Origin of the sequence: Lentzea sp. DG1S-22, assembly GCF_036321065.1 — a bacterium.
Taxonomy (GTDB): Bacteria; Actinomycetota; Actinomycetes; order Mycobacteriales; family Pseudonocardiaceae; genus Lentzea; species Lentzea jiangxiensis.
Window position 1 is genome coordinate 4084374 of the sequence record NZ_CP143276.1, and the last position, 13835, is coordinate 4098208.

General features: G+C 70.4%; 14 protein-coding genes. 6 read left to right on the forward strand and 8 right to left on the reverse strand.

Going from position 1 to position 13835, the window contains the following annotated elements:
• Window positions 1-248: 248 nt before the first annotated feature.
• Complete coding sequence (locus tag V1227_RS18175) at window positions 249-533, reverse strand: hypothetical protein (protein ID WP_329793763.1); 285 nt, start codon at window positions 531-533, stop codon at window positions 249-251.
• Between the two features lie 222 nt (window positions 534-755).
• Here V1227_RS18175 and lexA point away from each other — a divergent pair, with 222 nt between their 5' ends.
• Window positions 756-1433, forward strand: coding sequence for a transcriptional repressor LexA (gene lexA / locus V1227_RS18180; protein ID WP_374237579.1), 678 nt, complete (start codon window positions 756-758; stop codon window positions 1431-1433).
• Here the strand turns inward: lexA and V1227_RS18185 are convergent.
• On the reverse strand, window positions 1408-2157 hold the full coding sequence (locus V1227_RS18185; protein ID WP_329793764.1) for a GbsR/MarR family transcriptional regulator: 750 nt from the start codon (window positions 2155-2157) through the stop codon (window positions 1408-1410). The genes lexA and V1227_RS18185 overlap by 26 nt on opposite strands.
• A 110-nt stretch (window positions 2158-2267) precedes the next feature.
• Here V1227_RS18185 and V1227_RS18190 point away from each other — a divergent pair, with 110 nt between their 5' ends.
• Complete coding sequence (locus V1227_RS18190) at window positions 2268-3377, forward strand: cytochrome P450 (RefSeq protein ID WP_329793765.1); 1110 nt, start codon at window positions 2268-2270, stop codon at window positions 3375-3377.
• Between the two features lie 23 nt (window positions 3378-3400).
• On the opposite strand, the gene V1227_RS18195 is transcribed toward V1227_RS18190, so the two are convergent.
• The 3 genes from V1227_RS18195 to V1227_RS18205 are packed head-to-tail and all read right to left on the reverse strand — an operon-like array spanning window position 3401 to window position 6358.
• A complete protein-coding gene (locus tag V1227_RS18195) occupies window positions 3401-4330 on the reverse strand; it encodes a hypothetical protein (RefSeq protein WP_329793766.1) in 930 nt (309 codons plus the stop codon).
• A 38-nt stretch (window positions 4331-4368) separates the two neighbouring features.
• Window positions 4369-5832, reverse strand: coding sequence for a GTPase HflX (gene hflX / locus V1227_RS18200; protein ID WP_329793767.1), 1464 nt, complete (start codon window positions 5830-5832; stop codon window positions 4369-4371).
• Between the two features lie 25 nt (window positions 5833-5857).
• Window positions 5858-6358: an ArsR/SmtB family transcription factor gene (locus V1227_RS18205; protein WP_329793768.1), complete on the reverse strand. Its 501-nt coding sequence runs from the start codon at window positions 6356-6358 to the stop codon at window positions 5858-5860.
• A 57-nt stretch (window positions 6359-6415) separates the two neighbouring features.
• On the opposite strand from V1227_RS18205, the gene V1227_RS18210 reads away from it, so the two are divergent.
• Window positions 6416-7657, forward strand: coding sequence for an MFS transporter (locus tag V1227_RS18210; RefSeq protein WP_329793769.1), 1242 nt, complete (start codon window positions 6416-6418; stop codon window positions 7655-7657).
• On the forward strand, window positions 7650-8531 hold the full coding sequence (locus tag V1227_RS18215; protein WP_329793770.1) for an SMP-30/gluconolactonase/LRE family protein: 882 nt from the start codon (window positions 7650-7652) through the stop codon (window positions 8529-8531). The genes V1227_RS18210 and V1227_RS18215 overlap by 8 nt, the downstream gene beginning before the upstream one ends.
• 22 nt (window positions 8532-8553) lie before the next feature.
• Here V1227_RS18215 and dapF read toward each other — a convergent pair whose 3' ends face one another.
• The 3 genes from dapF to V1227_RS18230 are packed head-to-tail and all read right to left on the reverse strand — an operon-like array spanning window position 8554 to window position 10933.
• Window positions 8554-9360 carry a diaminopimelate epimerase gene (gene dapF / locus V1227_RS18220; protein ID WP_329793771.1) on the reverse strand — a complete coding sequence of 269 codons (807 nt, stop codon included), beginning with the start codon at window positions 9358-9360 and terminating at the stop codon, window positions 8554-8556.
• Window positions 9348-10256, reverse strand: a complete 909-nt coding sequence (miaA, locus tag V1227_RS18225; protein ID WP_329793772.1) for a tRNA (adenosine(37)-N6)-dimethylallyltransferase MiaA — start codon at window positions 10254-10256, stop codon at window positions 9348-9350. Before miaA ends, dapF begins: the two co-directional genes overlap by 13 nt.
• Window positions 10253-10933: a class III extradiol dioxygenase subunit B-like domain-containing protein gene (locus V1227_RS18230; protein WP_236223407.1), complete on the reverse strand. Its 681-nt coding sequence runs from the start codon at window positions 10931-10933 to the stop codon at window positions 10253-10255. The genes miaA and V1227_RS18230 overlap by 4 nt, the downstream gene beginning before the upstream one ends.
• A 170-nt stretch (window positions 10934-11103) precedes the next feature.
• On the opposite strand from V1227_RS18230, the gene V1227_RS18235 reads away from it, so the two are divergent.
• Window positions 11104-12450, forward strand: a complete 1347-nt coding sequence (locus V1227_RS18235) for a DUF349 domain-containing protein (protein ID WP_329793773.1) — start codon at window positions 11104-11106, stop codon at window positions 12448-12450.
• A gap of 153 nt (window positions 12451-12603) precedes the next feature.
• Window positions 12604-13740 carry an IS30 family transposase gene (locus V1227_RS18240; RefSeq protein WP_442916539.1) on the forward strand — a complete coding sequence of 379 codons (1137 nt, stop codon included), beginning with the start codon at window positions 12604-12606 and terminating at the stop codon, window positions 13738-13740.
• Window positions 13741-13835: the final 95 nt, after the last annotated feature.

The following is a 13835-nucleotide window of genomic DNA, read 5'->3' on the forward strand; positions in this document are numbered from 1 at the left end:
CACTCATCGCAGCAGCCTCACTGGTCGGGTTACCCACAACCTGTGGACTACTTGGAACGGTGCAACCACTAGATGTAGGGGTAGAACCTAGATCGCAACCGACACCGGGCGCAACTCGACACGGCGCGTCGAGTGTCACCCTGTTGGACGAACCGCCGACGATCAGCGGTGATTACACAGCGACGCCCACCTCATGACGCAGCGAACACGTCAGGGTGGGCGTGGAACCACAAGATGTAGGGGCAGGCCTACGGGGTGACCCCCATCTGCTGGAGGTAGAGCGCGCCGAGCGCGACGACCGTCAGCGCGCTCAGAATGCCGGCCGCGATCAGCTCGAGCGTCGACTCGCGCTTCGGACGGACCTCGCACGAGCTCGACTCGCGCTTCGCGGGGACCACGATCTGGTGCGGCCGCGTCGCCGGACGCCGTGGCATGACACGAGGACCCGAACGGAGTGGGCGTCCCGCTGCGACGTCCGCGTCCTCGACAACGCGCAACCGCTTCTCGACGAGCACCGCCATCACGACCTCCATCGCAGGTCAGCCACCGTGATCGAACAAGGGTTCGATCGAACGTCCGTGCGAATTTCTACCAGACGGGATGGTCGTGCGCCACAACACGCGCCCAAATACCTCGAACAGGTGTTTGATCTGCGCAGCAAACACGACTACCGTCGACCATGAAGATCGACGGAGGCCGGAATCCCATTCGAACTGGGGGCGGCGAGGAGGACAGCGACCGTGGCAGGCAAGACGATCGACCCGGACCCCGCTCTTGTGGAGACACAGGTGAACGAGATCGCGGGAAACGCCGGCCTGACCCTGCGTCAGCGCAAGGTGCTCGACGTGATCCGCGACTGGCTCGACCGTTTCGGCTACCCGCCGAGCGTGCGCGAGATCGGTGAGGCCGTGGGTCTCACGTCGACCTCGTCCGTGGCGTACCAACTGCGTGCGCTGGAGCGGAAGGGCTTCCTGCGCCGCGACCCGAACCGCCCGCGAGCGGTCGGCGTGCTGCCCACCGAGATCGACCCCGGTCTCGACCCCATGTCCAAGCCGACGCCCGCGTACGTGCCGATGGTCGGCCGGATCGCGGCCGGTGGCCCGATCCTGGCCGAGGAGTCGATCGAGGACGTGTTCCCGCTGCCGCGCGAGATCGTCGGCGAGGGCGAGCTGTTCCTGCTGCGCGTCGTCGGTGACTCGATGATCGACGCCGCGATCACCGACGGCGACTGGGTCGTGATCCGCAAGCAGCCCACGGCCGACCAGGGCGAGATCGTCGCCGCCATGATCGACGGCGAGGCGACCGTGAAGACGTTCAAGCGCAAGGACGGCCACGTGTGGCTGATGCCGCACAACCCGGCCTACCAGCCGATCAACGGCGACGAGGCCACCATCCTCGGCAAGGTCGTCACGGTGCTGAGGCGTCTGCCGTAGCTTCGCCGCGAGCGCGCTTCTTCTTGGCGAAGAAGTCGAGCCACTTCTGCCTCGTGGCCTCCATGTCCACGACGACGAACGCGAAGAACTGGCCCATGTCCTTGAGGCGGGCACCGACCGACGTGTCGAGACCGAAGATCTCGGCACCGGCCAGTCCGGTGTCCGCCCAGGTCGAGTTGCGCTGGGCGCTGGACAGCCACGCCCGGTACCAGAGGTCGTCGCCCAGGAAGTAGCGCACGCGCTTGCCGTCGCGTTCGGCGCGCAGCAGGTCGAGCTCCTGCAGGTAGGCGGCCGAGCGCGAGACCGTGCCGGGGCTGACCGACAGCCGCAGCACGAGCTCCGTCGCGGTGAGACTGCCCCTGTCGGTCATGAAGATCTCGGCGAGGATCCGCGCCGCCGTGCGCGTGAGGCCGGTCTGCCGGAACACGCCGACCAGCCTCAGGTGGAACTCCTGCACCTCGCCCGGGCTGCGGTCGAACGAGTAGGCCTCCTCGTCGACGTCGAGGTCGTCCACCGCGGGCATCCGGCGCATCGCCCGCTCACTCGCCGCCCGGTGCGCGGCACCCGGCCGGTAGTTGTTGTGGCCGCCGTTGCGGACCACCTCCCGCTGGATCGTCGAGGCCGGCCTTTGCAACCGCCTCCCGATCTCGGAGTAGCCGAGCCCGTCCCAGAGGAACTGGGCGATGAGCTGCCGTTCTTCTTCATCCAGGCGTTTACCGGGCACGACATCATGGTCCCTTGCTCTCCAGGCCATTGCAATGAGTCTTTTGACTTCGTCCGCAAACGTTTTTAGCTTGCAGGGAGGGGAAACAAGCTCGTTGCAAGGGGGAAGCGATGCCACTGAGCCCGATGACGTACCCGGACGGGCACGTCGGCTGGCGAGCGCACGATCACGCGTCGGTGCGTGCGGTGCTCGCGGACGACCGGTTCAGCATCCGGCCGGATCTGATGCACAACCCGTTCGGGCCGGGGAGTCCCGGTGACGCGCCGCCGTCGCCGCCCGGTGCGTTCACCGACCACGACCCGCCGGAGCACACGCGGTACCGGAGCAGGCTGACCGGTCAGTTCACCGTGCGGCGGATGCGGCTGCTCGCCGAGCGGCTGGAGGTGATCACGGCGGCGCACCTCGACGAGCTCGCGGCGGTGGGCTCGCCCGCGGACCTGGTCGAGCACTTCGCGGTGCCGGTGCCTGGGTTGATGATCTGCGAGCTGCTCGGCGTGCCGTACGAGCGGCGTGCCGAGTTCCAGCAGGACGCGATGGTGCTCACCGGCGGCAGCGGCGCGGAGGCCGGTGAGGCGGAGGCGATGTTCGCCGCGTTCGGGAGGTTGCAGCGGTTCATGCTGGAGATGGTCGTGGCGAAGAGGGCTCGGGCGACCGACGACGTGCTGAGCGATCTCGTCAACGCGGACCACGACCTGAGCGACGACGAGATGGCCGCGATGGGCATGGCGTTGCTCGGCGGCGGGCTCGACACGACGACGAACATGCTGTCGCTCGGCGCGCTGGAGCTCATGCGGGAGCCGGCGCGGGTGGAGGCGATGCTCGCCGATCCCGCAGCTGCCGTCGAGGAGTTGCTCCGGTACATCAGCCTGACGCCCGCGACGGTGCGCACGGCGTTGGAGGACGTCGAGGTCGGCGGCGTCGTCGTGCGGAAGGGCGACACGGTGTTCGTCGAGCTGGCGTCGGCGAACCGCGATCCGGCGCGGTACGCGGATCCGGACGTCCTCGACCTGGCTCGGGGCGCGGCCGGGCACCTGGCGTTCGGGCACGGCGTCCACCAGTGCATCGGCCAGCACCTGGCGCGGATCGAGTTGAAGATCGCCTTTCCGGGGCTCTTCACGCGGTTCCCGCGGCTGCGGCTGGCCGTGCCCGAGGACGAGTTGCCGCGCCGGGCGAGCCTGGTGATCGGCGGGCTGGAGCGCATGCCGGTCGCTTGGGACTGACCTGCGGGGCTTCCGCGCGGCCCCTAAGCGCGGCGGCGGAAACGCAGGCCGATGACCAGTGCGGCGACGAGCACGATGCCGCCGAGGGTCAGGGCCAGGGGCCAGTTCTGCCAGGAGCCGTTCGACGACTCCGGCGGGGCGGCCTGCGGCTGGGCGGCGGCCGGGGGTGGTGGCGTCGTGGTCGTCGGCGCGGCCGGCCGGGCCAGGGCTGCGGCGCCCGCGACGGCGCGGATCGCGGTGCCGGCGCCTTCGGAGGCGGACAGCAGGGTGCCGTCCGGGTCGAAGGCGATGGCCTCGCCCTGGGGTTCGTTCGGCAGCGGGACCCGGACCGGGTCGCCGGCCAGGGCCTTGACGACCGCTTCCTTCGGGTCGCCGTCCGGGACCGGGAAGAGGTACGCGTCGGTGTAGGTGCGCAGCGCGATGACGGAGCCGTCGGCGGTCGAGGCGGCTCCGGTCACCAGGCGTGAGTCGAGGGTGCCTTCGAGCGGTCCGCCCGGGGTGTCCGTCGTCGACAGCGACACGCGTCCGACCTGCTCCAGCGGCACCGACGCATCAGTGCGGAGCGGGGCCGTCGGACGGTAGACCAGCGCGGAACCGAGCGGTTCCTTGGTGATGATGTAGGGCGTGCCCGTCTTGTCGACGAGCAGCGCCTCGGCGTCGTGCTTGCCGTCGGGGTACGTCACGCGGAACCGCTCCACGGCGCCGGAAGGCGAGACCTTGTGCAAGGCGACCGTGGAGCGGGACTTGTTGTTGTCGCCGGTGTCGGACGCCCAGAGGGTGCCGTCCGGCGTCAGCGCGAGGTCTTCGACGTCGTAGGGGTCGACGGGCGCGGTGATCGTGCGTTTCACGACGCAGTCGCGGCCCATGACCTGGATGCGCAGCGTGCCGTTGTCGCTGTCGCTGACGGCGAAGAACTGCTTGCCGTCGGACGTGAGCCCGGAGAGCTCCTGCATGGCTACCGGGCACACGTCCACCGGTGGAGGCGGGAGGATCAAGCAGGCGTCCCGTTCGTCGCGAACTCCTCGAGGACGCCGGCGAGGTCCGGGCGCACGCGGGCGCTGAGCAGCGTGCCCGACTCCGTGTGCTTCTCGGACAGCACCTCGCCGTCGCGGTGCACGCGGGCGACGACCTCGCCGCGCGCGTACGGCACGAGGGCCTCGACCACGACCTCGGGTCGTGGCATCAGCTCGGCGATGCGGACCCGCAACTCCTCGATGCCGACGCCCGAATGCGCCGACACGAACGACGCGTCCGGGAACAGGTGACGCAGCCGCGCCATGCCGAGGTCGCCCACCGCGTCGATCTTGTTGACGACGAGCAGTTCGCGCGGCATCGGCGTCTCGGTCTTCTCGTTGATCTCCGCGAGGACCTCGCGCACGGCCTTGACCTGCTTCTCCGGCATGCTGTCGGAGCCGTCGACCACGTGCACGAGCAGGTCGGACTGGCCGACCTCCTCGAGCGTCGAGCGGAACGCCTCGACCAGCTGGTGCGGCAGGTGCCGGACGAAGCCGACCGTGTCCGTCAGCGTGTACGGCAGGCCTTCGGGCGTCAGCGCGCGGCGCGTCGTCGGGTCGAGGGTGGCGAACAGCGCGTCCTCCACCAGGACACCGGCGCCCGTCAGCGCGTTGAGCAGCGACGACTTGCCCGCGTTCGTGTAACCCGCGATGGCGACGCTCGGGATCTCGTTCGCCGTGCGGCGGCCCCGCTTCGTCTCGCGGATGACGCCGATCGCGGCGATCTCGCGGCGCAGCTTGGCGATGCGCGCGCGGATCCGGCGGCGGTCGGTCTCGATCTTCGTCTCACCGGGACCGCGCAGACCCACGCCGCCGTTGCCGCCACCGGCACGGCCACCGGCCTGCCGCGACAACGTCTCACCCCAGCCGCGCAGGCGCGGCATCAGGTACTGCAGCTGGGCCAGCTCGACCTGCGCTTTGCCCTCCTTGGACCGCGCGTGCTGCGCGAAGATGTCCAGGATGAGCGCGGTGCGGTCGATGACCTTGACCTTGAGCTTCTCCTCCAGCTGACGCAGCTGGCCGGGAGAGAGCTCACCGTCGCAGATCACGGTGTCGGCGCCGGTCGACTGCACGACGTCGCGCAGCTCGGAGACCTTGCCGGAGCCGATGTACGTCGCGGCGTCCGGCTTGTCCCGCCGTTGCACGACGCCTTCGAGGACCTCGGAGCCCGCGGTCTCGGCGAGGCGCGCGAGCTCCTCCATCGAGGCGTCGGAGTCGGCCGCCGTGCCCTCGGTCCACACCCCGACGAGCACGACCCGCTCCAGGCGAAGCTGGCGGTACTCGACCTCGGTGATGTCCTCGAGCTCGGTGGACAGCCCGGCGACGCGGCGCAGTGCGGCGCGCTCGGCGAGTTCGAAGTCGCCGGTCGAGAAGTCGTCCTCCTCGTCCCAGGTGCTGTCGAACTCCGGGTCGAACTCTGTGCTCTGGATGTTTTCCGTCATTTGCCCTTCATCGTCCCACGGACCATTAGTCCCCCGGATACACCGCGAGGTAGATCGCCACACGGGGAACATCCGGCTTGACCGGTTGCGCGGCCAACTCATCCATCAACGTCGCGAGCCGCTGCTTTAGTTCCTCCGGGTCGACGGTGACGACCAGGCGGCTCTGATCCACGTCCTCGAGCCCGATGTCGGCGACCTCGCCGAGGAAAGCGTGCAACATCGCCTCACCGACCGCGAGCGCATTTTCGCTGTTGTCGAGCTGCCAGGACAGGCCCGTCGACCGGTAGGGGATCTCCTTCGCCCCTCTGTTGCCCGCTCGTGGCGGCATCGCCTCCAGGAATCCGGCGGCGACGAGCTTGCGCACGTGGTGCAGCGTCGTGGCCGGGTCCTTGTCGAGGCGCTGCGCCAGCTCCTTGTTGGTGAGCGGACGCTCGAACGTCAGGCGGATGATGCGAAGCCGCAGGTCGGAGCTCAGGGCGGCGGCTTCCTCGCTGGTCGCGGGACGTCGTTTCCTGGAGAGGGCCACGCGTTCAGCCTAGATCAGTGATTGACACTTTCCAATCACTCGGCGCAGACTCGCCGCATGGCGCTTCGGGGGCATCACGACTTCCGCCGGCTGTGGATCGGCGACACGATCAGCCAGTTCGGCACGAGCATCGGCATCACGGTCGTCCCGCTGCTCGCGGCCGGTGTGCTGCACGCGACACCGTTCGAGATGGGACTGCTGGCCGCGGCGAGCACGATGGCGTTCCTGCTGATCGGTCTGCCGGCGGGCGTCTGGGTCGACCGGATGCGCCGCAAGCCGCTCATGATCTCGATGGACGTCGCGCGGGCGGCGCTCATGCTGAGCGTGCCGGTCGCGTGGTGGCTGGCCGTGCTCGACCTGCCGCAACTGGTCCTGGTGAGCCTCGGGGTCGGCGTGTGCACGGTCTTCTTCGACGTCGCGTACCAGTCGTACCTGCCGTCGCTGGTGGGTCGCGAGCAACTCGTCGAGGGCAACTCGAAGCTGCAGGCCAGCCTCTCCGTGGCCGACGTGTCGGGACCCGCGATCGGCGGCTACGTGGCGCAGTTCCTCGGTGCCGCCAACGGTGTGCTCGGCACCGGCCTCGGCTACCTGAGCTCGGCGTTCTTCCTGTTGCGGATCAAGAACGCCGAGCCGGTGCCGGAACGCCACCCCGACCCGCACCTGCGGCGCGAGATCATGGAGGGGCTGCGGTTCGTCTTCGGCAACGCGACCCTGCGCAAGATCGTGGCGTGCACCGGCACCTCGAACTTCTTCCACGGCATCCAGAACGCCGTCAGCGTGCTGTTCCTGCTGCGGGTCGCCGGGCTGAACGAGGGCACGGCGGGGCTGGTGTTCAGCGCGAGCGGTGTCGGCGGCGTGCTCGGGGCGATGGTCGCGCACCGGCTGGGCGTGCTGATCGGGCAGGCACGGCTGATCTGGCTCGTACCGCTGCTGACCTGGCCGTTCGTGCTGCTGATGCCGTTCACGAAGCCGGGCTGGGGCGTCGCGTTCGCCATGGCCGGGCTCGCCGTCAGCGCGTTCGGCGTCGTCGTCTACAACGTCGGCCAGGTGAGCTTCCGGCAGGCGATCTGCCCCGACCACCTGCTGGGCAGGATGAACGCCTCGATCCGCTGGGTGGTGTGGGGCGCGATGCCGCTGGGCGCGTTGCTCGGCGGCGGGCTCGGCTCGTGGATCGGCATCGTGCCGACGTTGTGGATCTCGCTGGCCGGCTCGGTGGCGGGCATGCTGTGGGTGCTGTTCTCGCCGTTGCGGACTATGCGTGACCTGCCGGTGGCATCTAGCGTCGCGGCTCATGGCTGACACGGTGGTTGTGCGCGACGGTCTTCACTTCGGCGAGGGACCGCGGCGCGGTCCGGACGGGCGCCTGTACTACTCCGACTTCTACGCGGGCGAGGTGCACGCCCTCGACCTCACCGGCGGCGCCGACGAGGTCGTCGCCGCCTTCGACGGCCAGCCCTCGGGCCTCGGCTGGCTGCCCGACGGACGGCTCCTCGTCGTCTCGATGCTCGACCGCACGGTCCGCCGCCTCGAAGGCGGCGAACTCGTCGTTCACGCCGATATATCGGATATCGCGACCTTCCACGCCAACGACATGCTCGTCGACGGCGAGGGCCGGGCGTACGTCGGCAACTTCGGCTTCGACCTGCACGGCCTGATCGACGAGGTCGGCGTCCCGCGCCTGCTCGAACCGGACTTCGTCCCGCCGGGTGCCTCGCTCGCGCTCGTGCGGCCCGACGGCTCCGTCAGCGTCGTCGCCGAGGACCTCAAGTTCCCGAACGGCATGGCGCTGCTGCCCGACCCGACGGGCGAGTCCGAGAGCGGGAACATCCTCGTCGTCGCCGAGACCGTTGCGTTCAAGCTCACTTCGTTTTCGGTCGACCGCAACGGATCGTTGCAAAACCGCAGGGTGTGGGCCGAGGTGAAGGAGTTCGGGATCGCGCCGGACGGGATCGCGGGCGACGGGGACGGGGTGTGGGTGGCGCCCTCGGTGCAGCCCGCCGTGTTCCGGGTGGCCGAGGGCGGCCGGATCACGCACAAGGTCGAGACGACGCAGACGTGCTTCGCCGTCGCCGTCGTGGACGACCACCTGGTGTGCCTGACGGCGCCGGACTCGAACCCGTCCGTGGTCAAGCCGGACCGCCTCGGGAAGGTCGAGGTCTACGAGCTCGGCTGACGCACCGGAACCGATATATCGGTTAAGCCAGAGCGTCCCACCAGGACTTGTCGAGCTCGCCGCGTGCGACGAGCACGGCGGGTCCGGTGAGCGTCGACGTCGTCGGCTCGATCGTCACGTAGACCTGGCCGCCGAGGACGTCGACGGTCGCCGAGCCGGTCGTCCTGCCCTGCCCGGCGAGCCAGGAGGCGACGGACGCGACCGTGCCGGTGCCGCAGGACCGGGTCTCGCCGACGCCGCGCTCGTGGACGCGCATGCGCAGGGCGTTGTCGCCGATGGTGTTGATCAGCTCGACGTTCACGCCGTGCGGGAACACCACAGGGTCGTAGCCGGGCGGCACGGTGAGGTCGAAGCTCTCGACCGGGACGTCGGTGACGCACGCCAGGTGCGGGTTGCCGACGTCGACCGCGAAGCCGCTGATGCCGGCGCCGTCGACCGCGGCGATGGACGTGCCGGTCACGCGCGCCGGGCCCATGTCGTTCGTGACGGAGCCGTCCGGGTGCGTCACCACGGTCCTGTCCCCCGCGCGAGTGGCGACGACGAACTCGCCCTGCGGCTGGTGGCCCGCGTCGACGAGGTAGCGGGCGAAGACGCGCAGGCCGTTGCCGCACATCTCGGCGATGGAGCCGTCGGCGTTGCGGTAGTCCATGAACCACTTGCCGCCCGACTCGCCACCGGAGCGCACGACGCGCAGCACGCCGTCCGCGCCCAGGCCGCGCTGCCGGTCGCACAGCGCCTGCACGCGCGCTACGGTCAGGTCCAGCCGGTCATCGAGGTCGGGCAGGACGACGAAGTCGTTCTCCGTGCCGTGCCCCTTCACGAACTCCACGGCACCAGGTTACCGGCGGCTTCCACCAGATCGGGCCGCGCACCGTCGAGCCAGGTGATGCGCTGGTCACGCCGGAACCAGGAGCGCTGCCTGCGCACGAACCGGCGGGTGGCGTGCTTGGTCTCCTCGGCGGCGAAGTCGATCGTGCAGGCTCCGTCCATTGCGGACAGCACCTGCTGGTAGCCCAACGCGCGCGACGCCGTCTTGCCGTCGCGCAGTCCGATGCGGACCAGCGCGCGCACCTCGTCCTCCAGGCCCGCGGCGAACATCCGGTCCACGCGCAGGTCGACGCGCTCGTCCAGTTCGGACACCTCGCGGTCGACGCCGATCTGGACGGTGCCGTAGCGCGCGGGCCCCGGCTTGGGCAGGTTCGCGGAGAACGGCCGCCCGGTGAGTTCGATGACCTCCAGCGCGCGCACGATGCGGCGGCCGTTGGACGGCAGGATCGCGATCGCGGCGGCCGGGTCGAGCTCCCGCAGGCGCCGGTGCAACGCCTCGGAGCCCGCCGAGGCCAGTTCCGCCTCGAAGCGCTCCCGCACCGCGTCGTCCGTGCCGGGGAACTTCAGGTCGTCGAGCACGGCCTGCACGTACAGGCCGGAGCCGCCGACGAGGACGGGCGGGCGCCCGGCGGCGAGCAGGTCCTCGACGACGGCGCGCGTCTCGCGCTGGTAGGCGGCGACCGACGCGGTCTCGGTGACCGAGAGGACGTCGAGCAGGTGGTGCGGGACGCCCCTGCGTTCGGACAGCGGCATCTTCGCCGTGCCGATGTCCATGCCGCGGTAGAGCTGCATGGCGTCGGCGTTGACGACCTCTCCCCCGAACCGCTCCGCCAGGGCGACGGCGAGGTCGGACTTGCCGGTCGCGGTGGGTCCGACGACTGCGATGGGCGTGATCACGGGCGCTCCCAGACGGCGACGTGGTAGCCCACGCCGAACGGTGCGAAGAACTCGGCGCCGGTGCAGCGCCACGGTCCGGGCACGCCGGCGAGGACCTGCCAGGCCGCACGGCCCTGCGCCCCCAGCTCGCGGGCGAGGTCCACGTCGAGGCCGAGCAGGCCGTCCACGTCGGCGGCCGCCAGCACAGTGTGGACCAGGGAGTCGAAAGGTCCCGAACGCTCGTCGTCGGACCCCGGTGACCGGGGGCCGTGCCGGGTCGAGCCGTCACCGAGGACGAGCAGGCCGCAGTCCTCCTCCGCCAGTCGCCGTCCAAACGAGACGCAGTCGGGAACGGGCAGGTCACGCGGGATGATTTCGACGCGTGACACCTCGGCTGCGCACTGTTCCCGCAGCCACGCCGTGATTAGCACGGGCAAAGGAATTTCGGCGTCCGGCGGCAGGTCACCGCCGAGTGACACCGGCACGTCGACCCCGTAACCGAGAAAAGTTCCCGACATCGGCGGCGCGAACGTCGCCGGACCGCTGTCGTCCGCGGCGACCGCGATCCACTGACCGGGCAGTTTTCCCGCCGCGGCAAGGGTTGCGGAGCGCACGGGCTCGGTCTCGGCGGCGGCGCCGGCGACCAGTTCTGGCACCAGGAGAGGTGGGTGCGGCACCACCACGGCACGGGTGATCACGACGAACGAGGCTACCTATCGTGGACTCCCAGTACCGAGTCGAGCTCTGACCTGTTTGAATGCGCGCGGGGAACTGGGGACGGGAGACCCCTCAGCGCCCGTATTGCATCGGCCCCGCCAACGGCGGGGCGCCCGTGGCAGGCACGGGCGTCAGATGGGAGGAACCGGCGATGTCGGAGCAGGACAGCACACCGGAGGCCGTGGCCGAGACCGCCCCGGTGGAGGTCGCAGCCGAGGGTGTGGTCGAGGAGACGCCGAAGGAGACCGCGCAGGCGACGCCTCCGGCCGTCCCCGTGGCGTCGGACCACCCTGACCGCTGGGGGCGCGTGGACGCCGACGGCACCGTGTACGTGAAGACCGAGGACGGCGAGCGCGCCGTCGGGTCGTGGCAGGCCGGTGAGCCGGTCGAGGGCCTCGCGCACTTCGCGCGGCGCTTCGACGACCTGCGCACCGAGGTCGAGCTGCTCGTCTCGCGGCTCGCGTCCGGCGCCGGCGACCCCAAGCACGCCCTGACCAGCGCGAAGCACGTCAAGGAGCAGCTCGCCGAGGCCGCCGTGGTCGGCGACCTGAAGGCGCTGGCCGCCCGCGTCGAGCACGTGCTGCAGCAGGCCGAGGCCGGCATGGAGAAGGCGAAGGAGGCCAAGGAGGCCGCCCGCGCCCAGGCCGTGGCGCGCAAGCAGGCGCTCGTCGACGAGGCCGAGTCGATCGCGAACGAGTCGACCCAGTGGAAGGTCGCGGGCGACCGGCTGCGCGCGATCCTCGACGAGTGGAAGACCATCCGCGGCGTCGACCGCAAGACCGACGAGCAGCTGTGGCGCCGGTTCTCGAAGGCCCGTGACGCGTTCAACCGCCGTCGCGGCTCGCACTTCGCGGACCTCGACCGCCAGCGCTCGGTGGCCAAGTCCTCCAAGCAGGCGCTGGTCGAGGAGGCCGAGAAGCTCGTCGACTCCGACGACTGGGGTCCCACGGCCGGCCGCTACAAGGAGCTCATGGTCGAGTGGAAGGCCGCCGGGCGTGCGCCCAAGGAGGCCGACGACGCGCTCTGGCAGCGGTTCCGCGCCGCGCAGGACGCGTTCTTCCAGCGGCGTTCCGAGGCGTTCAGCGAGCGTGACGCCGAGTTCTCGGCCAACGCGAAGCTGAAGGAGGAGCTGCTCGCCGAGGCCGAGGCGATCGACCCGTCGGCCGACCTCGAGACGGCGCGCCAGCAGCTCTACAAGATCCAGGAGCGCTGGGACGCCATCGGCAAGGTGCCGCGCGAGCGCATCCGCGAGCTCGAGGGCAAGCTCCGCGCGATCGAGGAGAGGGTCCGCGGCGCGGTCGACGCGCAGTGGCGCCGCTCCGACCCCGAGGCCGAGGCCCGCGTGGCGCAGTTCCGCGAGCGCGTGGAGCAGTTCGAGGCGCAGGCCGCCAAGGCCCGTGCCGCGGGCGACAAGCGCCGCACCGAGCAGGCCGAGGCGCAGGCGGCGCAGTGGCGCGAGTGGCTCGCCGCCGCCGAGCAGGCGCTGGCGACCCGCTAGAGGTTTTTGACGCCTGAGGGCCCCTCTCCTTGGGTTCTAGGGATCGTTGCAACACCTGAGTTGTTCAGGGGTTGCAGTGTTCGAGATCCGTGAGGACCGGTCGCCGCAGGACGTAGGAAGTTGGTGGCGGAGCGCCGCCAATATCTTGATCTTGTGGCGAAGGGTGTGGGCACCGCGCAGGCGTGCCGGATTGTCGGGATCAACCGGCGGACCGGGCATCGGTGGCGGTATGGACGCAAGAGCCAGGCCGGACGGAAGGCGGACCAGCCGCCCGCCGTCCGGCCTGCGCCGTCGACGGGCCGGTTCCTGTCGCTCGACGAGCGGATCGTGATCGCCGACCTGCTGCGGGCGGGGCGAGGGGTGCGGTCGATCGCCGCCGAGCTGGGCCGCCCGCCGTCCACCGTCAGCCGGGAGATCACGCGTAACCGTCATCCCGGCTCGGGTGACTATCGGCCGCACGCGGCCCAGGACCGGGCCGACCGGCGCCGGCCGCGCCCGAAGACGCGCAAGATCACGGCCTGCCCCGAGTTGCGGGAGCGGGTGCAGGGCATGCTGGACGACCGGTTCAGCCCCGAGCAGATCAGCCGCCGGCTGCGCCGCGACCATCCCGACCGGCCGGAGCTGCACGTGACCCACGAGACGATCTACCAGACGCTCTACCTGCAAGGCCGCGGCGAACTACGCCGCGAGCTGGCCCGCGCGCTGCGCACCGGCCGCACCGTCCGCAAGCCTCACCGCGCACCGGAGCGGCGCCAGCCCCGGTTCACCCATCCGATGATCATGATCAGTGAGCGGCCCGCCGAGGCCGAGGACCGCGCCGTCCCAGGCCACTGGGAAGGCGATCTGATCATCGGCGGCGGCGGCACCTCCGCGATCGGCACCCTGGTCGAACGCGCCACCCGCTACGTGATGCTCGTGCATCTGCCCGCACGCCATGACGCCGAGACCGTCCGCGACGGCCTGATCACCACGATCGGCACCCTGCCCGCACATCTGCGCCAGTCACTGACCTGGGACCAAGGCTCGGAAATGGGCCGTCACCACGAGTTCAGCGTCGCCACCGGCACGCCCGTCTACTTCTGCGACCCGCACAGCCCCTGGCAACGCGGCTCCAACGAGAACACCAACGGCCTGCTACGCCAGTACTTCCCCAAAGGCAGCGACCTGTCCGTCCACAGCGCCGAGGACCTCGCCGCCGTCGCCGCACAACTCAACCGCCGCCCACGCAAAACGCTCGGCTGGGACACCCCAGCCGAGCGCTTGACCAAGCTCCTGGCCCAAGCCAGTTGATCACCTGTGTTGCAACGACCCCTCGAATTCGCCCTCCCGCGTGGAGAGGGGCCCTCAGGCGTCTTCCCGCCGGCGGGCGTTTCTCCGGCGGCGGG